Source organism: Pseudomonas sp. Z2-11 (assembly GCF_054161305.1).
Genome location: NZ_CP096395.1, coordinates 4,489,582 through 4,509,693 on the forward strand (window position 1 = coordinate 4,489,582; position 20,112 = coordinate 4,509,693).

Sequence of the window (20,112 nt, forward strand, 5' to 3'; positions counted from 1 at the left end):
TTAAATCACGATCAGGTCGGCTTGCAACGCGCCGGCCTGCTTCAAGGCTTCGAGAATCGCCATCAGGTCGCCCGGTGCCGCGCCGACCTGGTTCACCGCCCGGACGATCTCATCCAGGGTGGTGCCCGGGCCGAACTTGAACATCGGCTTGGCTTCCTGTTCGGCATTGACCCGCGAGCGCGGAACCACGGCGGTCTGGCCGTTGGACAACGGCCCCGGCTGGCTGACGATCGGGTCTTCGGTGATGGTCACGGTCAGGCTGCCGTGGGTCACGGCGGCCGGCGAAACCTTGACGTTCTGGCCGATCACGATGGTGCCGGTGCGCGAGTTGATGATGACTTTCGCCACCGCCTGGCCCGGATCGACCTCAAGGTTTTCGAGGATCGACAGGTAGTCGACGCGCTGGCTCGGATCCAGTGGCGCGGTGACACGAATCGAGCCACCGTCGATGGCCTGGGCCACGCCTGGGCCGAGCATGTCGTTGATCTTGTCGACGATGCGCTTGGCCGTGGTGAAGTCGGAACGGTTGAGGTTCAAGGTCAGGCTGTTGCCCTGGTTGAAGCCGCTCGGCACCGCACGTTCAACCGACGCACCACCGGGAATACGGCCGGCCGACGGAACGTTGACGGTGATCTTCGAACCGTCGCGCCCCTCGGCATCGAACCCGCCCACCACCAGGTTGCCCTGGGCGATGGCGTAGACGTTGCCGTCGATACCCTTGAGCGGGGTCAGCAGCAAGGTGCCGCCGCGCAGGCTCTTGGAGTTACCGATGGACGACACGGTGATATCCACCTGCTGGCCAGGCTTGGCGAACGCCGGCAGATCGGCACTGATCGACACCGCCGCGACGTTCTTCAACTGCACGTTGCCGGAGCCGGCCGGCACCTTGATGCCGAACTGCGACAGCATGTTGTTGAAGGTCTGCAGGGTGAACGGAGTCTGAGTGGTCTGGTCACCGGTACCGTTCAGGCCCACGACCAGGCCGTAGCCGATCAACTGGTTGGAACGCACGCCGGAAATGCTGGCGATGTCCTTCAGGCGCTCGGCTTGAGCGGTGAAGGCTGCCGACATCACCAGGGCACCGATCAACAGCTGTTTAAGATTCAACTTGATCACCTAGAAAGGGAACTTCGGGCTGAGGAAGAAACGGTCGAACCAACCTGGCTGACTCGCATCGGCAAAGGCACCAGTGCCCGAATAGGTGATGCGCGCATCGGCCACGCGGGTCGACGGAACAGTGTTGTCGGTGGAGATGTCATCGGCGCGGACCATGCCAGCGATGCGCACTAGTTCGTCACCGGTATTGAGCGTCAGCCATTTCTCGCCGCGCACGGCGATGATGCCGTTGGGCAGTACATCGGCGACGGTCACGGTGATCGAACCGGTCAGGCTGTTGCTCTGGCCAGACTGGCTGTCGCCCTTGGAGGCGCGGTCGGAACCGTAGCCAGCGTTGAGGCTCAGGTCGCCGCCACCGATCGGGTTGTTGGTGGTCAGGCTGGAGCCGAACAACGACGTCAGGCCGACGCTGGTCTGGCTGGTCTTGTCGATCTGCGAGTTGGCGTTCTTGCTCGCCTGGGTCCGCTCGTTCAAGGTGATGGTGATGATGTCACCGACCCGGAAAGCCTTGCGGTCGCTGTACAGGTTCTGTTCGAAGCCAGCCTGGTAGATCGAGCCGTTATTGGCGGCAGCCGGCAACGGCGTGCGTGGCAACACCGGAGCGTAATACGGGTCATTGGGCTTGGGCGTTGGCGCGACACAGCCCGCCAGCGCGGTAACCCCACTCAATGCCAGAACAGATACAAAGCGATTCATGACCCTACCTCTTGGTGTTGCAGGCGACCCTGGGGCCGCCCTATCTACCTAATGACGGATTTAGCGACGTATTACAGGTTCTGCGTGACGAACGAGAGCATCTGGTCGGCGGTGGAGATCACCTTGGAGTTCATCTCGTAGGCACGCTGGGTGGTGATCATGTTGACCATCTCCTCGACGGTGCTCACGTTGGAGGTTTCCAGGGTGTTCTGCAGCGTGGTGCCGAAACCGTTCAGGCCCGGGGTGCCGACTTGCGGCGCGCCGCTGGCGGCGGTCTCCAGGAACAGGTTGTTACCCACCGCCTGCAGGCCGGCCGGGTTGATGAAGTCAGCGGTCTGCAGGTTACCGATCACCTGTGCGGCCGGGTTGCCCGCGATGGTGATGGACACGGTGCCGTCACGACCCACGGTGAATGTCTGCGCATCGTTCGGGATGACGATGGCCGGCTCCAGGGCGAAACCGCTGGCGTTGACGATCTGGCCGTTGGAGTCGAGGTGGAAGGTACCGTCACGGGTGTAGGACGTGGTGCCGTCCGGCTGCAGGATCTGGAAGAAACCGCGACCGTCGATGGCCATGTCCAGCGGCTGCTCGGTGGTTTGCAGGCTACCGGCGTTGAAGTTTTTCTGGGTGCCGACAATGCGCACACCGGTACCCACTTGCAGGCCCGACGGCAATTCGCTGTCCTGGGTCGACTGGGCGCCTGGCTGGCGTTTTACCTGGTAGAGCAGGTCCTGGAACTCGGCGCGATCACGTTTGAAACCCGTGGTCGAAACGTTCGCCAGGTTGTTGGAAATAGTGGAAAGGTTGGTGTCCTGGGCGGACAGACCTGTTTTGGCAACCCAAAGAGCCGGAAGCATTCGATTCTCCTCATACGCCTGTTTTTCGGCGCAGCGCTGTAATTAATGATTAGATCTGCAAGACCCGAGCCATGGCCTCATCGCCTTCTTTGGCGGTGGTCATCATCTTGACGTGAAGCTCGAACTGCTTGGCCAGGGCCAGCACCGAAGTCATCTCATCCACGGCATTGACGTTGCTCGCTTCCTGGAACCCCGACACCAACTGCACGTTGCCATCGATGGGCGCAGGCTGGCCGTCCTTGGAGCGGATCGAGCCGTCCAGGCCTTTAGTCATGGTCTTGAGGTCCGGGTTGACCAGCTTGATGCGGTCCACCTCAGCCATTACCCGTGGGCCTTCACCCATGGCGCGGATGCTGATGGTGCCGTCCTGGCCGATTTCGATTTTCTGCTCTGGCGGCACGGCAATCGGACCGCCGTTGCCCATCACCGGCATGCCGTTGCCGGCGCGCAGCACGCCAAGGGCGTCGACGTTGAGGCTGCCCGTGCGCACGTAGCTTTCGCCACCGTCGGGGTTCTGCACGGCCATCCAGCCCGGCCCGCTGACGGCCACGTCCAGTTCACGGCCGGTTTCAATCAGCGCACCCGGGGTGAAATCGGTAGCAGGCCGTTCGGACATGGCAAACGCCCGCGCCGGAAAGCTGTCGCCGAACACCGGCATCGAACGTGCCTGCTCCAGGTCTTTCTGAAAACCGTTGGTGGAGATGTTCGCCAGGTTGTTGGCATGGGCCCGCTGCGCCAGTGCGTTCTGGCTGGCGCCGGTCATTGCCACATAAAGGTACTTGTCCACTGTCGTTCCTCTGCATGCCGGACGTTTGCCGTCCACTGCTGTGTTGCAGAGCCTTAAGCAATTAGCAGACCAACTTTTTTTCTGACGGGCCCGGGCCCGGTAAACAAAGGGCTGGAGAATTGTGGAAGGGATACTGGAGCAAGACCGGAGACGAAAAACCGGCGGTGTCGTGCCGCTGCAAGGCAAAGGTTTACCCATCCGGCAATTGCATCACTTTCCTGTAGCGTGGGGCTTACGCTCCCGGCTCCTTGCCCACTTCATACTCACGCAATTTGTTGGCAATAGTCGTATGGGAAACCCCCAACCGCTTGCCCAGCTGGCGGCTGCTGGGGTGTTCGGAGTACAGGCGCTCCAGCACCGCTTTCTCGAAACGCCCGACGATCTCGTCCAGCCCACCCTCCAGGGAAAAGTCGCCAAGGGGTTGGCGCACGCCGTAGTCCGGCAGGCGGATGTGCTCGGCCTTGACCTTTCCGCCGTCGCACAGGGAAACGGCCTGGAACAGCACGTTTTCCAACTGCCGGACGTTGCCCGGCCAATGGTAGTGGCTGAGACGTTCCATCGCCGCCGGGGCAAGCCTTGGTAGCGGACAGCCGATCTGGCGGCTGGCCTGGTCGAGAAAATGCTCCACCAATGGCTCCAGCCCATCGAGGCATTCGCGCAACGGTGGGATATGCAAGGAAAGCACGTTCAAGCGGTGGTACAGATCCTGACGGAATTCCCCTCGGGCGCAGAGTTCGGACAAGTCGACCTGGGTCGCGCAGATCACCCTGACATCCAGGTAGACCTCTTCGTCACTGCCGACGCGACGAAAACATCCGTCCTGCAAAAAGCGCAGCAACTTCACTTGCAGCCGCGGGCTCATTTCCCCAACGCCGTCGAGGAACAGCGTGCCTCCCGCGGTCAGCTCCAACAGACCGAGCTTGCCTTCGGCCCGGGCGCCTTCAAAGGCCCCGGGGCCGTAGCCGAACAACTCGGTCTCGGCCATGGACTCCGGCAGCCCGGCGCAGTTGAGCGCCATCAGCGGTGACTGCCCGCGCGGACTGGCCAGGTGACAGGCGCGGGCCAGCAGTTCCTTGCCGGTGCCGGTCTCACCTTCTATAAGCAGCGGCGCGTCCAGCGGGGCCATGCGCCGTGCCTCGCGAACCACTGCCGCCATCACTTTCGAACTCTGGAAAATGCTGTCGAAGCCGCGCAGCTCCTGCTTGCGCACATTGTAGATACGCTCGCCGACCCGGTCGGCGCGGTGCAGGGTCAGCACCGCGCCGGCCATGGCTTCGCTGTCGTCGTGCTCCGACTGCAGCGGGGCGATGTCCGCCAGGAACACATCGCCCTTGACCTTGACCCGCAGCCCGTTGATACGCGACTGGCTGGCGCGCACCAGCTCCGGCAAGTCGAAGTCCTCGGCGTAGCGGGACAGCGGGATGCCGGGCACTTCGTCGACCCGCACTCCGAGCAACTGCGCCGCCGCCCGGTTGGCCGCGACAATAGAGCCGCCCATGTCGATGGACAGCACCGGAAACTCGAGGGCGCCGAGCAAGGCGTTGAGCTCCATGTGCCGACGCTCGCTGGGCATCAGCCCTACCCGCTTGACGCCGAATACCCCGGCGATCCCTTCGAACTTCGGACGCAACGCCTGGAACTGGATATTGATCAGGTTCGGACAGTGCAGGTAGATCGCATTGCCGTGCTCGCCCCCCACTTCGCCACGGGCGACGTTGATGCCGTATTCCACCAGCAGGTTGAGGATGTCCCGCAGGATGCCGATGCGATTCTGGCAATGGACTTTGATGCGCATAAGAGGGCCCAGGTGCATATGAGTAGAAAAGCGCGCCATTCCAGCCCCTCTGTGGCGAGGGAGCTTGCTCCCGCTGGGCTGCGCAGCAGACCCAAAACAGGGGCCGCTTCGCGCCCCAGCGGGAGCAAGCTCCCTCGCCACAAGCTTTTTCGGCGCAACAGCGCAAATAGTCGTCAAGATTATGTGACAGTTGTAGGACCTTTTACAGCCTGCTATCCCTTCAAAGCGGCGATACCCGCAAATACGTAACGAAAAGTTTACAGAATTGCCGCAGATAAGCCTTTCAATCTTGAATCGACCTGCTGCACCCGCTCCCGCTTCGAGTTATCTCTAATGCATCGCTGGACATAACAAAAAACAAGTCTTCCCTTGAGGGATATCAGCAGGAGAGCAGCATGAAGCAGACGCAATACGTGGCCCGCGAGCCCGATGCGCAAGGTTTTATCGACTACCCCGCCGAAGAACACGCGGTGTGGAACACGCTGATCACCCGCCAGTTGAAAGTCATTGAAGGCCGTGCGTGCCAGGAATACCTGGACGGCATCGACAAGCTTGGCCTGCCCCACGACCGCATCCCGCAACTGGGGGAAATCAACAAGGTGCTCGGCGCGACCACGGGCTGGCAAGTCGCCCGGGTACCGGCGCTGATTCCGTTCCAGACGTTCTTCGAACTGCTCGCCAGCAAACAGTTTCCGGTCGCGACGTTTATTCGTACCCGTGAAGAACTCGATTACCTGCAAGAGCCGGATATTTTCCACGAGATCTTCGGCCACTGTCCGCTGCTGACCAACCCGTGGTTCGCTGAATTTACCCACACCTACGGCAAACTTGGCCTACAGGCTTCCAAGGAAGAACGCGTTTACCTGGCGCGCCTCTACTGGATGACCATCGAGTTCGGCCTGGTAGACACCCCGCACGGTCGGCGCATCTACGGCGGCGGCATCCTGTCGTCCCCCAAGGAAACCGTTTATTGCCTGTCGGACGAGCCGGAGCATCAAGCCTTCGACCCGCTGGAGGCCATGCGCACGCCGTATCGCATCGACATCCTGCAGCCGGTGTATTTCGTCCTGCCCGAGCTCAAGCGCCTGTTCGACCTGGCCCACGAGGACATCATGGGCATGGTCGGGCGCGGCCGGGAACTGGGCCTGCACGCGCCGAAATTTCCACCGAAAGCGGCGTGAACCGCTACTTTTGCTTTCAATTGAGTCTGTTGCGCCAGGCGGCTTTGCTTTAGCGTGGACGCATCGACGTTTTCCAAATATTCGATCCGGGAACACACCATGAACACTCTGAACCAAGCCCATTGCGAAGCCTGCCGCGCCGATGCCCCGCAAGTCAGCGACGAAGAACTGCCGACCCTGATCAAGCAGATCCCCGACTGGAACATCGAAGTGCGCGACGGCGTGATGCAGCTGGAAAAGGTTTTCCTGTTCAAGAATTTCAAGCATGCCCTGGCGTTCACCAACGCGGTCGGCGAAATCTCCGAGGCTGAAGGGCATCACCCCGGCCTGCTCACCGAGTGGGGCAAAGTCACCGTGACCTGGTGGAGCCACTCCATCAAGGGCCTGCACCGCAACGACTTCATCATGGCCGCCCGTACCGACGACGTCGCCAAGACCGCCGAGGGCCGCAAGTAATGCATTTCGATGCCATCGGCCGCGTGCCCGGCGACCCGATCCTCGGCCTGATGGAGGCCTACGGGGCGGACAGCAATCCTGGCAAGTTCGACCTGGGCGTGGGTGTCTACAAGGATGCCCAGGGCCTGACGCCGATTCTCCAATCAGTGAAACAGGCCGAGCAGCAACTGGTGGACCGCCAGTTCACCAAGACTTACATCGGTGGCCATGGTGACGCCGCGTTCGGCCGGTTGATCAATGAACTGGTGCTCGGAGCAGACTCGCCGCTGCTCGCCGATAAACGCGCCGGCGCCACCCAGACGCCGGGCGGTACCGGCGCCCTGCGCTTGAGCGCCGACTTCATCGCCCAGTGCCTGCCGGGCCGTGGCGTCTGGCTGAGCAACCCGACCTGGCCAATCCACGAGACCATTTTCGCCGCCGCCGGCGTCAAGGCCAGCCACTACCCCTACGTCGGTGCCGACAACCGCCTGGATTTCGAGGCAATGCTGGCAACCCTGAGCCAGGTGCCAAAGGGTGACGTGGTACTGCTGCACGCCTGTTGCCACAACCCCACCGGTTTCGACCTGACCCATGAGCAATGGCGCCAGCTGCTCGACGTAATGCGCAGCCGCGACCTGCTGCCGCTGATCGACTTCGCCTACCAGGGCTTTGGCGACGGGCTGGAGCAGGACGCCTGGGCTGTGCGGTTGTTCGCCGAAGCGCTGCCCGAAGTACTGATCACCAGCTCATGCTCGAAGAACTTCGGTCTTTATCGCGACCGCACCGGTGCGCTGATCGTCTGCGCCCACGATGGTGAGAAACTGGTCGACATCCGCAGTCAACTGGCCAACATCGCTCGCAACCTGTGGTCGACGCCACCGGACCATGGTGCGGCGGTGGTTGCGACGATCCTTGGCAATCCGCAGTTGAAAGGCCTGTGGGCCGACGAAGTGGAAGCCATGCGCCTGCGCATCGCGCAGTTGCGCGGCGGATTGCTGGAAGCGCTCGAACCCCATGGTCTGCGCGAACGCTTCGCCCATATGGGGGTGCAACGCGGGATGTTTTCCTACACCGGACTCTCGCCGGAACAGGTCGGGCAACTACGCGAGCGCCATAGCGTCTACATGGTCGGCACCGGCCGGGCCAACGTGGCCGGCATCGACGCGACGCGCCTGGATGCGCTGGCGCTGGCGATTGCGGATGTTTGCCGTTAACCCAGCGGGCTATTGCCGTTGTGGCGAGGGAGCTTGCTCCCGCTCGGCGGCGCAGCCGTCGTAAATAGGCTAACGCGTTCCGTCTGAAGGATTGCGTTGGCGCCTTTTGGGGCTGCTGCGCAGCCCAGCGGGAGCAAGCTCCCTCGCCACGAAAGCAACGCCAGGGTTTATGCCTGTGGCCCGTTCCATTCCTGCACAAACTGCCCGATATCTTCCTGCGGCGCCGCGCGCGCCTCTTTCTGCGGTGTACCCAGGTAAAGGAAGCCGATCACCTCCTCCCCTTCTTCAAGCCCCAGCCCCCGCGCGACGTGGGGCGAATAGGCCAATTCCCCGGTACGCCACACCCCGCCAACGCCCTGGGCATAAGCGGCCAGTAAAATCCCATGGGCCGCGCAGCCGGCTGCCAGCAATTGCTCGGGCTTGGGAATCTTGAAATGGTCCTGCAAACGCGCGATCACCACCACGACCAAGGGCGCGCGCAGCGGGCCGTTGAGGGCCTTCTCCACCACGGCTTCCGGCACCAGCGGATCATTGAAGCGTGCCGCCTCGGCCAGCAGCTCACCCATGCGGTGACGTGCCTCGCCTTCGACGGTCAGGAAACGCCACGGGCGCAGTTGGCCATGATCCGGCGCACGCATCGCTGCGGCGAACATGACCTGGCGTTGTTCGGGCGTGGGCGCAGGGTCCACCAGACGCGGAACGGAAACACGGTTGAGCAAAGCGTCGAGAGCCTGCATCGGCGACCTCCTGGAAAAATGTTCGGCTATTCTAGTGGCTTGTGCCGCCAGTTCGTTAGTGCAAATTCAGTTGCAAGCAGCGCCGGGCGCCGGTTTACATGCCGCTTGTCACAGGTAGAATGGCGCCCTTTCCCCTATCAGCCCGAGCGGACTTCATGGCGTTGCCGACCCTGCGGATCATTGGTTTCATCATCGGCATCTTCCTGATCACCCTGGCGATCTTCATGATCGTGCCGATGGCCACGTTGCTGATCTACGAACGCACCAGCGACCTGCCATCATTCCTCTGGTCGAGCATGATTACCTTTGTCGCCGGCCTCGCGTTGATTCTTCCCGGACGCCCCGAGCACATCCATCTGCGCCCCCGGGACATGTACCTGCTGACGGTCAGCAGTTGGCTGGTGGTGTGTGTCTTTGCCGCGCTGCCGTTCTTGCTGACTCAGCACATCAGCTACACCGATTCTTTTTTCGAAAGCATGTCGGGCATCACCGCCACTGGCGCAACGGTCCTCAGCGGCCTGGACACGATGTCGCCGGGGATCCTGATGTGGCGCTCGCTGCTGCACTGGCTCGGCGGTATCGGCTTCATCGGCATGGCGGTGGCAATCCTGCCGTTGCTGCGCATCGGCGGCATGCGGCTGTTCCAGACCGAATCGTCCGATCGCTCGGAAAAAGTCATGCCGCGCTCGCACATGGTGGCGCGGCTGATCGTGGCTTCCTACGTCGGCATCACCATTCTCGGCACCCTGGCACTGTGGTGGGCCGGGATGAGTCTGTTCGATGCGATCAACCATTCGATGTCGGCCATTTCCACCGGGGGATTTTCCACCTCCGACCTGTCCCTGGCCAAATGGACGCAACCGGCCGTGCATTGGGTCGCCATTGTCATCATGATCCTCGGCAGCCTGCCGTTTGCCCTCTACGTCTCGACCCTGCGCGGCAATCGTCGGGCACTGATCAAGGACCAGCAAGTCCAGGGGCTGATCGGCGTGCTGCTGGTCACCTGGCTGGTGCTCGGCACCTGGTATTGGGCCACCACCGACCTGCATTGGCTCGACGCCCTGCGGCACGTGGCGCTGAACGTGACGTCCATCGTCACCACCACCGGTTTCGCCTTGGGCGACTACAGCCTGTGGGGCAATTTCTCGCTGATGTTGTTCTTCTACCTGGGTTTCGTCGGCGGCTGCTCGGGTTCGACCGCCGGCGGGATCAAGATTTTTCGCTTCCAGGTTGCCTACATCCTGCTTCGGGCCAACCTTAACCAACTGATTCACCCGCGCGCGGTGATCAAGCAGAAATACAACGGTCACCGCCTCGACGAAGAAATCGTCCGGTCGATCCTGACATTCTCGTTCTTCTTCGCCATCACCATCTGCGTGATCGCGCTGCTGCTGTCGCTGCTGGGCGTCGAATGGATGACGGCACTGACCGGCGCGGCCAGTACCGTGTCCGGTGTCGGCCCGGGGCTTGGCGAGACCATCGGCCCGGCCGGCAACTTCGCCCCGCTGCCGGATGCCGCCAAGTGGATTCTTTCCGGCGGCATGCTGCTCGGCCGGCTGGAGATCATCACGGTGTTCGTGCTGTGTATTCCGGCGTTCTGGCGTCACTGACCGGCGTCGCTACAGCCCGCGCCCGGTATTCGCCGGGCGTGGTCCCGAACCAGCGCCGAAAGGCCCGGAAAAAATTGCTCGGGTCGGCAAACCCCAACAGATAAGCCACTTCCAGCAGCGTCATGGTCGGCTGCGCCAGGTACTGCTCGGCCAGTTCGCGGCGCGTATCGTCCAGCAAGTTCTGGAAACTCGTGCCCTCATCCTGCAAGCGCCGCTGCAAGGTACGTTGCGACAAGTGCAGGGTCTGCGCGACCACGTCCCGCTTGGGCTCGCCCCGGGGCAGCAGCCGGCAGAGCACCTGCCGCGCCTGGTGGGTCACGCGGCTTCCGGAAAAACGCGCGAGGTATTCGCCGGCAAACCGATCGTGGAGCTGCGCCATGGCCTCGTTGGCCGTGGGCAGCGGCGCCTCCATGTCTTCCTGCTGGAAAATCAGCGCGTCGTAGGGAGCATCGAACACCAGTGGCGCGCCAAAAGCCTGTTGATACGGTGCCAGGTCAACGGGTTCGGAACCCTGGAACAGTACCTTTACCGGATGCAAGGTGCGTCCGGTCAACCAACTGCACAAGGACAGCGCGCAGGCCAGGGAGGCTTCGGCACTTTGCCGGGTCGGCGGAAGGTGATCGCCATGCACGGTGAGAATCAGCCCATAGCTCTCCTCCAGATGACGAAAACTCAAGTCGGCGCTTTCGGCAATGATCCGCTGGTAGCGCACCAGCCGCTGGAAGCCTTCGACCAGCGTGCGACTGGACATCAATGCGTAACCGACCACATGGAACGATGCCGGGCGTACCACCTTGCCCATGTTCAGGCCGATGGCGGGGTTGCCGGAGCGAGCCACCGCCAATTGCCAGAGCCGAGTCATCGAGTCCTGGGTAAAGCGCGCGTCGGGATCTTCCAGCGCAGCAAAATCCAGCGCCAGTTGCTTGAACAGCGCTCGACAGTCCAGGCCGTCCATTTCCAACGCCTTGACAATCCCCATCGCCCAGCTTGAAGAAGTCGTTCGTTCGCTCATGACGTTTTGCTTGCATGACGAGCCGCAGGGTACGGCTGGATTTGCGAAGGATACTAAAGTGGCGCTGATTGTCACTGGCTGTTGCGTTTGGTAGCTCTAGACTTCAAATATCAGAACAATAACCAAAGAGCCTGCATTCTTGGAAAACACCAAACGATTCAACACCTTCGCCGAGTTCTACCCGTATTACCTCAGCGAACACAGCAACAGCACCTGCCGGCGCCTGCACTTCATCGGCACCTCTCTGGTCATCCTGGTTTTCGCCCTGGCCCTCGTCGTCGGCGCCTGGTGGCTGTGGGTTGCGCTGCCGGTGGCCGGCTACGGCTTCGCCTGGGTCGGGCACTTCTTCTTCGAAAAAAACCGCCCTGCGACTTTCCAACATCCTCTCTACAGTCTGCTCGGCGACTTCGTCATGTACCGCGACATGCTGCTGGGCAAGGTGGCGTTCTAAGGAGATTGCCGATGACGTCTCACGCGCGCTTCACCCACATGCAGGACGGCAGCCGGGAAGACTGGGCAATCATCGCCGCCGACTTCAGCGCTTACGCGCGGCAGTTGCCGGGCCGGATTCTGACCCACCTGAGATTGCTCGATGGCGACTTCGGCGGTTTCCCCGTGGATCGCCTGACCCACTCCCTGCAAACCGCCACCCGTGCCTACCGCGACGGGCGAGACGAGGAGTACGTGGTCTGCGCCCTGCTCCACGATATTGGCGACACACTGGGTTCGTACAACCATCCGGACATCGCGGCGGCGATCCTCAAGCCGTTCGTCAGCGCCGAGAACCTGTGGATGGTGGAAAAACACGGGATATTCCAGGGCTACTACTTCTTCCATCACCTGGGCATGGACCGGCACCTGCGGGAGCAGTTTAGGGAGCACCCGCAGTACCAGGCGACGATCGATTTCTGTGCAGAATACGACGCCGCGGCGTTCGATCCCGAGTACGACACGCTGCCGCTGAGTTTTTTCGAGCCTATGCTGGAAAGGCTGTTTGCGGCACCGAAGCAATCGATCTACAAGGCGGCGATGGCTGAAACGTGAAGAACACACTTCCCTGTGGCGAGGGAGCTTGCTCCCGCTGGGCTGCGCAGCAGCCCCCTCTCGGTGTGCCTGAATGATCACGGATCCAGTGACTATTCTTAGGACTGCTTCGCAGCCCAGCGGGAGCAAGCTCCCTCGCCACAAAAGCTCCTCTGCACTAAACGTTTAAAGTTCAAGCAGGCTCAGTCACTTTCAACTCAGCCTTGACCAGCGCTTCGCGCGCCTGGGCGTCCGCCAGGCGATAGAGCTCGATCGAGCCGTCCCAATGCTCGATCAGCGCCGTGCACGACTCGACCCAATCGCCGCAGTTGAGGTACTCCACCCCGCCCACCGTGCGAATCTCGGCATGGTGGATGTGCCCGCACACCACGCCATGCAATTCACGCTTCACACATTCATGGGCGATGGCTTCTTCAAAGTCGCTGATGAAGCTGACGGCGGTCTTGACCTTGTGCTTGAGGTACGCCGACAGCGACCAGTAACCGTAGCCGTAACGGGCCCGCCAATGATTGAGCCAGCGATTGAGGGTCAGGGTGAATTCGTAGGCCGAATCCCCAAGAAAGGCCAACCAACGGTGATAACGGGTAATCACATCGAACTGGTCGCCATGGATCACCAGCAGGTGCCGACCATCGGCGGTGACATGCACCGCTTCGTCGACCAGTTGAATGTTGCCCAGGATCAGCTTCGAATAGCGTCGCAGGAATTCGTCATGGTTGCCGGTGACATAGATCACCTCGGTGCCGCGCTTGCTCATGGTCAGCAGGCGACGAATGACGTTGGTATGGGCCTGGGGCCAATACATGCCACTGCGCAGTTTCCAGCCGTCGATGATATCGCCCACCAGGTAGACCTTGTCGGCGTGATAGCCCTTGAGAAAGTGCGACAGGTGCTCGGCCTGGCAATCTCGCGTACCCAGGTGAACGTCGGAAATCCACAGGGTGCGGACACGCTGTTTGCGGCTGGGCCTGGCGAGCTCGGCGCTGGTCATTGGGCAACCCTCTGATCGTTTTCACCACAGTGCACCCCAGCGGTTAATGGCCCATGACAATAATGCGTCGGTTGCATGACAGCGCGAGGCGGCGCGCCCTCGGTGTAGACTGGCAGCCTGCCACGGGAGACCGCGATGAGACCGATCCTCACGCTACGCCACTACAGCCACGATCTGATTGTCCACAGCCACGACCATGCGCAGCTGGTGTTCGGCTTGTCCGGCGCGCTGGACTTCGAAGTCGAAGGGCGTGGCAGCCAGGTGGTGCAGCAGAGTTTCGTAGTGGTACCCGCTGGCGCCCATCACGCCTGCGGCAGTCCTCAGGGCAGCCGTTGCCTGGTGCTGGATGTGCCTGATGATGACTGGGTCGGGCAATGCCTGGGCGATCACGCCGATGCCAGCCGGCGCTTGCTCGACCGCAATATCCGCCTGCCCCTGGATACGGGGCAGAGCCAGTTGGTAAGTTGGCTCGCGGGCAGTCCGGTGGACGATCCGCTGATCGCCCAGCAAGGCGCGGTGCTGCTGTTGGCCAGCCTCAACGGCACCCGCCAGCAAACGAGCGGCAGCCGGCGCCTGCCCTATGCCGCGCTGGACGCTCATATCGACCAGCACGCGGCCTATCCGCTGCAAGTGGCGGACCTGGCGCGGGTCGCCGGGCTTTCCAGCGCGCGCCTGCATGCGCGCTTCGTCGCCGAACGCGGGCAGACGCCAATGGAATACATCCGCAGCCGCCGCCTGCACAAGGCCGTGGGACTGTTGCGAGACTCAAACCTGCCCATCGGCGAAATCGCCCATCAGGTTGGCTACAGTTCGCAAAGTGCCTTCGCGGCGGCGGTGCTGCGCGAGTTCGGTGTTTCGCCGGGCAAGCTTCGGCGCTAGATCCGCGCTAAAAATCGCTAGGTTCGCGACAGACAGAAGCGGCTGGCAAAGGGTTCAATAGCCGGACGCTCAACCGCTCAACAAGGATTGCAATGACTCCCCGTACCGCCCTCGGCGCGTTGCACATCGGCGCGCTCATGTTTGGCCTGACCGGCGTGTTCGGCAAACTGGCCGCCGCCTCGCCGGCGGTCATTGTGTTTGGCCGCGCGGTGTTCGCCGTGCTGGCCCTGGCGGTGTTTGCCCGGTTCGCCAGCCGCACCCGCTGGCAAAAACTGCGCGGCCGCGACGCTCGCCGGTTGCTGCTCGGCGGGCTGTTGCTGGCTGGACACTGGGTCAGCTTTTTCATCTCGGTAAAAGTCGCCGGGGTGGCCATCGCCACGCTGGGGTTCGCCAGTTTCCCGGCCTTCACCGTATTGCTCGAAGGGCTGATTTTCCGCGAGCGGATCCGTGCCAACGAAATTCTCCTGGTGGTGCTGGTGAGCGTCGGCCTGGTGCTGGTCACACCGGACTTTGACCTGGCCAGCGGCGCCACCACCGGTTTGCTCTGGGCCGTGGCTTCGGGACTGTTGTTCTCGCTGTTGTCGCTGACCAATCGCGCCGGCTCCGCGCACGTACCGCCGGTGCAGGCCGCGCTTTGCCAGAACGTGGTCGTGGGCTTATGCCTGTTGCCGATGGCCGCGCCACAACTGAGCGACGTGCGCCCCATCGACTGGTTGTGGATCGGCCTGCTCGGGGTGTTCTGCACCGGCCTGGCCCACAGCCTGTTCGTCGCCAGCCTCGCGGTGATCAAGGCGCGCACCGCGGCGGTAGTGTTCGCCATGGAACCGGTCTACGGCATTACCATTGCGTGGCTGCTGTTCGATGAAAACCCGACGCTGCGCATGCTGCTCGGTGGCGTGCTGATCATCGTTGCGATTGTGGTGTCGAGCCAGCTCGACGGCACGAAAAAATCCAGCGCCGGCGCCCAGGCCTCGTCTCACTGAGCCAGGTTACTGAAACGAGTCACTGAAGCCGGTCGTTGTGCCCCAGGTCGCGCTCCGGGTCGATCCGGTCGCGGACCCGCTGTTTGAGGACCTTGGCCTCGGGAAAACCGCCGTCAGCCTTGCGCTCCCAGACCTGCGTACCGTCACAGCTGATATGGAACACCCCGCCGGTGCCCGGCACCAGGGACACCTTGCCCAAATCGTCGCCAAACGTGCTGAGCAACTCCTGGGCCAGCCAAGCGGCGCGCAGCAACCATTGGCACTGCGTGCAGTAAGTGATGACGACTTCCGGTTTGTGAGCGGTCATTGCGGGTGAACTCCTGCGGTCAAAGGCCTCGTTATACTACCGCCTTTGACCGCCTGCCCCGAGATTGACGATGCGCCGCCTGCTGCCATGCCTGCTCCTGCTACTGCTGCCCCTGTTCGCCAACGCGGTCGAAGCGCCGCGACCGAAAATCGGCCTGGTACTTTCCGGCGGCGCGGCCCGTGGGCTGGCGCATATTGGCGTGCTCAAAGCCCTGGAAGAACAAGGCATCAAGATCGACGCGATCGCCGGCACCAGCATGGGCGCGGTGATCGGCGGCCTATACGCCTCCGGGTACAAGATCGACGAGCTGGAGAAGCTCGCCCTGGGCATCGACTGGCAGCAAGCGCTGTCCGACGCCCCGCCGCGCAAGGACGTGCCCTTCCGGCGCAAGCAGGACGATCGGGATTTCCTGGTCAAGCAGAAGCTGAGCTTTCGCGACGACGGCAGCCTCGGCCTGCCATTGGGCGTGATCCAGGGACAGAACCTGGCCCTACTCCTGGAAAGCCTGCTGGCCCACGCCAGCGATACCCGGGATTTCGACAAGCTGCCGATTCCCTTCCGCGCCGTGGCGACCGACATCGCCACTGGCGAAAAAGTCGTGTTCCGCAAGGGCCACCTGCCCAAGGTCATCCGTGCCAGCATGTCGATCCCGGCGGTGTTCGCCCCGGTGGAACTGGACGGGCGGCTGCTGGTGGACGGCGGCATGAGCGACAATATTCCCTTGGACGTGGCCCGGGAAATGGGCGTGGACATGGCCATCGTCGTCGATATCGGCACGCCGCTGCGTAACCGCAAGCAATTGGTCACGGTGGTGGATGTGCTGAATCAGTCGACCACTCTGATGACCCGCCGCAACTCGGAGGAACAACTGGCGACGCTGAAAAACAACGACGTGCTGATCCAGCCCGCCCTGGCGAGCTTTGGCTCCACCGATTTCGGCCGCGCCACGGAAATAATGGACGCTGGTTACCGCGCCACCCGGATACTCGAGGCGCGCCTGGCGCACCTGCGTCGCCCTGAACCGGCCGACGCCGAGCTGATGGCGGCGCGCACCCCCAGCGAACGCACGCCGGTCATCACCGCGATACGGGTGGAAAATGATTCGAAAGTCGGCGACGACGTGATCCGCTATTACGTTCGTCAACAGATCGGCGAGCCGTTGGACCTGGGTCGGCTGCAAACCGACATGGGCACCTTGTACGGCCTGGATTATTTCGAGCAGGTGCAATACCGCGTAGTACACAAGGGCGCGGACAACACCCTGGTGATCAGCGCCCGGGGCCGACGCACCGGCACGGACTACCTGCGCCTGGGCCTGAGCCTGTCGGACGACATGCGCGGCGACAGCGCTTTCAACCTCGGTGCCAGCTACCGGGTCAATGGTATCAATCGCCTCGGCGCCGAATGGCTGACACGGGCGCAGATCGGCGACAAGCAGGAGCTGTACAGCGAGTTCTACCAGCCGCTGGACGTCGGTTCGCGCTACTTCATCGCGCCCTACGGACAATTCGAATCGCGCAACGTCGAATCCATCCTCGATAACGACCCGGTCGCCCAGTATCGGGTCGAGCGCTACGGCTTCGGCCTGAACCTGGGCCGCCAGATCGGCAACAGCGGGGAAATCCGCTTCGGCGTCGGCCAGGCCTGGGGCAAAGCGGACGTGCGCATCGGCGATCACGACCAGCCCAGCGAAAACTTCAACGAAGGCTTCTACGAGCTCAAGTATTCATTCGACTCGCTGGACAATGTCTACTTCCCCCACGAAGGCGAAGACATCGGCTTGTCCTGGCGCCAGTATGAACCCGGATTAGGTTCCGACCAGCGTTATCGCCAGTGGGAATTCAGGTTGGACAAGGCCCTGAGCAGCGGCCCGGATACCTTCATCCTCGGCGGTCGTTATGGCCGGACCCTGGACACCGCCGAGGTCGTCACGTCGAGCTTCGTCCTCGGCGGCGCCCGACAGCTGTCGGGCTTTCGCGAAGACGGGATATCCGGCCAGAACATGAGCCTGATGCGCGCCGTGTACTACCGCAGGCTCACGCCGCGCGCCTACCTGCCGCTGGATTTCCCGCTGTATGTCGGCGGTTCGCTGGAGCGCGGCCGGGCCTGGAACAACGACAATGAATTCGACAGCGGCTACATCAACGCCGCCAGTATTTTCCTCGGATTCGACACGCCGCTGGGGCCACTCAACTTCAGTTACGGCTTCAACGACGATGATGAGCAGGCGGTGTATCTGAATCTGGGGCAGACGTTCTAGCGTCATGCACCAGCCCCCCTGTGGGAGCGAGCCTGCTCGCGAAGAGATGGTTCAGCCATGGAGATCCTGCCGCCATTTTCGCGAGCAGGCTCGCTCCCACAGGGGTAATCAACGAATCCCGGCCAGCAGCACCCGGGCCGTCTCCTTGAGCGGCTCGTCGCCCTCTTCCACCAGTTCCTCCAGCAGCGTAATAGCGCTCTTGAGGTCTCCCTCATCGATACGATTCTGGGCTTCTTCGAGCTTTTCGGAATGCTGCGAGGGTTGCGCCTCAAAGGACACCGGTTCGAGCGACAGGGAGTCGAATTCCGGTTCGGCGGTCAGCGGCTCCAGCTCCAGCGACTGCTCTTCGTCGGCAAACCCGTCGAGAAAATCATCGTCCAACGACTCGGTTTCCAGAGGCGCGCCCCATTGCAGGTCGGGCTCATCGAATCCCGAGAGCGACAAGGTGCCGGTTTCGAAGGATTCCAGGGTTTTCGGTTCAGCGGAGGCCTGCGGGGTGTCCGTCAGGTCCCAGCTGTTCTCCATGGACAAGCTATCGAGCTTCAGCTCGAACTCGTCGCTGGGGGGACTGGGCGGTTCGGGCTCTGGAATGCGTGCCTGGGGTTCTGTCGGCGCAGGCGCATCAAGCGGCGCATCACGCGGCGTATCAAGGGAGGTCTCAACGGGCGCGGTAACCATGGAGATCCTCGGGTAGCGCCCGCGGACTTCTTCCAGCGCCTGGCGATCGATACCCTGGGCCAGCAGGTGGTTCTCCTGGGCCTGGAAACCGATGACATCGCCCTGCTTGCCCAGCACGTCGAGCAACTTGAGGCCCAGGTCGGTACGCTCCGGCTCCGCCAGCAACGCGGCGCGCAACAAGCCCGCCGCTTCGGTGAAGCGGCCATAGGTCAGGTAGATTCCCACCCCTTCGAGCACATCGCCGAGAGGCGCATCGCCGTTGTTGAACGACGCGGCGACTTCAGGGCGTTCGGCGTGCGATTGCCCGTAGGTTTCGGGTTCGTCATCGTCCAGGATCAATTCGCGAGGCTCGGACATCGGCTGCGGATCCGCCAGATCCTGCTGTTGCCGACGGCGAAGAACCAACAACACGACGAGCAACCCCAGCAGCCCCACCAGCCCCGCTACCCACACCCAATCGATGCCCTCTGCCTCGTCGGCCGGCGCCGCCTCGACCACCGGAGTGGGCTCGACGTTTTCCGCTGGCGCCGCTGTCGCGGCAACGGCATCCGGCGGCTCCTGGGCCAGTTGCGCCTGCAACTCGCTGATCTGCTGGCGCTGGCCGGCGATTTCCGCGTCCTGGGCCTGAAGCCGGGCTTGAAGTTCGTCGATGGTTTTCTGTTGTTGCTGGTTTTGCAGCACCGAGGCGGCGAGTTGCTCGGCATTGCTGTCGGGGGCGACAGAGGCCGGCGTTGAAGGGGTTGCGGCGGGAGGCGGCAATATGGCCGAGTCGGGCAGCAACAGGCGCTGACCGATGGAAAGCCGCTCGCTGCCAGGGTTCAGCGCCTGGATGCCCTGCATGAGCTCATTGACAGAGGCATTGCTGCCGGCGTCATGCAGGCGTTTGGCGATGATCCAGGGGTTGTCGCCCTGCACGACGGTGTAGCGCTTGCCTTGTGTGGCCGGTGGCGGCTTGATCGCGGGTGTCGCTTCGGCCGCAGCGGAAGGCTCGTCCACGGCCGGCACAATCCCTGGCGTGCCCGGCGGATCGATCAGCACGGTGTATTCGCGCAGCACCCGGCCGTTAGGCTGGTTGAGCTGTACCAGGAAATTGAGGAAGGGTTCTTCCACCGGCTTGCTGGAAGTCACCCGGATGAAGCTGCGCTCGCCGCGCAACACCGGCGTGAAACGCAAGCTGTTGAGAAAAAACACCCGCTCCACCCCGGCGCGACTGAAATCGTCCGGACTCGCCAGGCTGGCCGACAAATCCCCCTCGCCCAGGCCGGCCGCATCGACCAAAGCAATATCGGCGCGCAACGGCTGGTTCAGCGCGGAATGAAGCGTGATCTCTCCCAGCCCCAGCGCCGACGCCAGGGCCGGAAAGCCCAGGGCACCCACGACTATCAACACGTTGACCCAGTTGCGCAACGTGGACTGCAGACTTTCAAGCATGGGCATCCCTTTCGATTACCAGAACCAACCTCGGCGCAAACGCTTCCATTAGGAGCGCTTACTACTGGTTATAGTTCGCTAACCGGCGAATCTCAAAAA

19 protein-coding genes are annotated in these 20,112 nt (G+C 62.5%); 9 read left to right on the top strand and 10 right to left on the bottom strand.

What is annotated here, in order from left to right; all coding sequences use genetic code 11:
- The 5 genes from M1E16_RS19855 to M1E16_RS19875 form a co-directional block, all read right to left on the bottom strand.
- The gene (locus M1E16_RS19855) at positions 1–1,071 is read right to left on the bottom strand and encodes a flagellar basal body P-ring protein FlgI (protein WP_161798353.1); all 1,071 of its coding nucleotides are present in this window, start codon (positions 1,069–1,071) and stop codon (positions 1–3) included.
- Between the two features lie 45 nt (positions 1,072–1,116).
- Positions 1,117–1,812, bottom strand: a complete 696-nt coding sequence (gene flgH / locus M1E16_RS19860; protein WP_434656453.1) for a flagellar basal body L-ring protein FlgH — start codon at positions 1,810–1,812, stop codon at positions 1,117–1,119.
- A 71-nt stretch (positions 1,813–1,883) separates the two neighbouring features.
- Positions 1,884–2,669 (bottom strand): flagellar basal-body rod protein FlgG, encoded by a 786-nt coding sequence (gene flgG / locus M1E16_RS19865; RefSeq protein ID WP_434572605.1) that lies wholly within the window; start codon positions 2,667–2,669, stop codon positions 1,884–1,886.
- A gap of 49 nt (positions 2,670–2,718) precedes the next feature.
- Positions 2,719–3,456 (bottom strand): flagellar basal body rod protein FlgF, encoded by a 738-nt coding sequence (locus M1E16_RS19870; protein WP_305499560.1) that lies wholly within the window; start codon positions 3,454–3,456, stop codon positions 2,719–2,721.
- A gap of 232 nt (positions 3,457–3,688) precedes the next feature.
- Positions 3,689–5,251 carry a sigma-54-dependent transcriptional regulator gene (locus M1E16_RS19875; RefSeq protein WP_458128192.1) on the bottom strand — a complete coding sequence of 521 codons (1,563 nt, stop codon included), beginning with the start codon at positions 5,249–5,251 and terminating at the stop codon, positions 3,689–3,691.
- A gap of 395 nt (positions 5,252–5,646) precedes the next feature.
- Here M1E16_RS19875 and phhA point away from each other — a divergent pair, with 395 nt between their 5' ends.
- The 3 genes from phhA to M1E16_RS19890 all read left to right on the top strand — a co-directional run bounded on the left by phhA (position 5,647) and on the right by M1E16_RS19890 (position 8,081).
- Positions 5,647–6,432, top strand: coding sequence for a phenylalanine 4-monooxygenase (gene phhA, locus M1E16_RS19880; RefSeq protein WP_434697152.1), 786 nt, complete (start codon positions 5,647–5,649; stop codon positions 6,430–6,432).
- 99 nt (positions 6,433–6,531) lie between these two features.
- Complete coding sequence (locus tag M1E16_RS19885) at positions 6,532–6,888, top strand: 4a-hydroxytetrahydrobiopterin dehydratase (protein ID WP_458128193.1); 357 nt, start codon at positions 6,532–6,534, stop codon at positions 6,886–6,888.
- The gene (locus M1E16_RS19890; protein ID WP_458128194.1) at positions 6,888–8,081 is read left to right on the top strand and encodes an amino acid aminotransferase; all 1,194 of its coding nucleotides are present in this window, start codon (positions 6,888–6,890) and stop codon (positions 8,079–8,081) included. The genes M1E16_RS19885 and M1E16_RS19890 overlap by 1 nt, the downstream gene beginning before the upstream one ends.
- A 167-nt stretch (positions 8,082–8,248) precedes the next feature.
- Here the strand turns inward: M1E16_RS19890 and M1E16_RS19895 are convergent, their stop codons facing one another.
- Positions 8,249–8,818, bottom strand: coding sequence for an NAD(P)H nitroreductase (locus M1E16_RS19895; RefSeq protein WP_434697150.1), 570 nt, complete (start codon positions 8,816–8,818; stop codon positions 8,249–8,251).
- 155 nt (positions 8,819–8,973) lie between these two features.
- Here M1E16_RS19895 and M1E16_RS19900 point away from each other — a divergent pair, with 155 nt between their 5' ends.
- Positions 8,974–10,428 (top strand): TrkH family potassium uptake protein, encoded by a 1,455-nt coding sequence (locus M1E16_RS19900; RefSeq protein WP_434601487.1) that lies wholly within the window; start codon positions 8,974–8,976, stop codon positions 10,426–10,428.
- Here M1E16_RS19900 and M1E16_RS19905 read toward each other — a convergent pair.
- Positions 10,385–11,440 carry an AraC family transcriptional regulator gene (locus M1E16_RS19905; protein ID WP_434629172.1) on the bottom strand — a complete coding sequence of 352 codons (1,056 nt, stop codon included), beginning with the start codon at positions 11,438–11,440 and terminating at the stop codon, positions 10,385–10,387. The two genes, M1E16_RS19900 and M1E16_RS19905, sit on opposite strands and share 44 nt — an antisense overlap.
- A gap of 139 nt (positions 11,441–11,579) precedes the next feature.
- On the opposite strand from M1E16_RS19905, the gene M1E16_RS19910 reads away from it, so the two are divergent.
- Complete coding sequence (locus M1E16_RS19910; RefSeq protein ID WP_434572579.1) at positions 11,580–11,891, top strand: Mpo1-like protein; 312 nt, start codon at positions 11,580–11,582, stop codon at positions 11,889–11,891.
- Positions 11,892–11,902: 11 nt separating this feature from the next.
- On the top strand, positions 11,903–12,484 hold the full coding sequence (locus M1E16_RS19915) for an HD domain-containing protein (RefSeq protein ID WP_434572577.1): 582 nt from the start codon (positions 11,903–11,905) through the stop codon (positions 12,482–12,484).
- 172 nt (positions 12,485–12,656) lie between these two features.
- Here the strand turns inward: M1E16_RS19915 and M1E16_RS19920 are convergent, their stop codons facing one another.
- Positions 12,657–13,475: a UDP-2,3-diacylglucosamine diphosphatase gene (locus tag M1E16_RS19920; RefSeq protein WP_434572576.1), complete on the bottom strand. Its 819-nt coding sequence runs from the start codon at positions 13,473–13,475 to the stop codon at positions 12,657–12,659.
- Positions 13,476–13,610: 135 nt separating this feature from the next.
- Between M1E16_RS19920 and M1E16_RS19925 the strand changes: the two genes are divergently transcribed.
- Both M1E16_RS19925 and M1E16_RS19930 read left to right on the top strand, forming a co-directional pair.
- Positions 13,611–14,354 carry a helix-turn-helix transcriptional regulator gene (locus M1E16_RS19925; RefSeq protein WP_434656443.1) on the top strand — a complete coding sequence of 248 codons (744 nt, stop codon included), beginning with the start codon at positions 13,611–13,613 and terminating at the stop codon, positions 14,352–14,354.
- A gap of 92 nt (positions 14,355–14,446) precedes the next feature.
- A complete protein-coding gene (locus tag M1E16_RS19930; protein ID WP_305499541.1) occupies positions 14,447–15,337 on the top strand; it encodes a DMT family transporter in 891 nt (296 codons plus the stop codon).
- A gap of 19 nt (positions 15,338–15,356) precedes the next feature.
- Here M1E16_RS19930 and M1E16_RS19935 read toward each other — a convergent pair whose 3' ends face one another.
- Complete coding sequence (locus M1E16_RS19935; protein ID WP_458128195.1) at positions 15,357–15,644, bottom strand: SelT/SelW/SelH family protein; 288 nt, start codon at positions 15,642–15,644, stop codon at positions 15,357–15,359.
- A gap of 70 nt (positions 15,645–15,714) precedes the next feature.
- Here M1E16_RS19935 and M1E16_RS19940 point away from each other — a divergent pair, with 70 nt between their 5' ends.
- The gene (locus tag M1E16_RS19940; RefSeq protein ID WP_458128196.1) at positions 15,715–17,904 is read left to right on the top strand and encodes a patatin-like phospholipase family protein; all 2,190 of its coding nucleotides are present in this window, start codon (positions 15,715–15,717) and stop codon (positions 17,902–17,904) included.
- A 108-nt stretch (positions 17,905–18,012) separates the two neighbouring features.
- Here the strand turns inward: M1E16_RS19940 and M1E16_RS19945 are convergent, their stop codons facing one another.
- Positions 18,013–20,013, bottom strand: coding sequence for a FimV/HubP family polar landmark protein (locus M1E16_RS19945; RefSeq protein WP_458128197.1), 2,001 nt, complete (start codon positions 20,011–20,013; stop codon positions 18,013–18,015).
- Between the last annotated feature and the right edge of the window lie 99 nt (positions 20,014–20,112).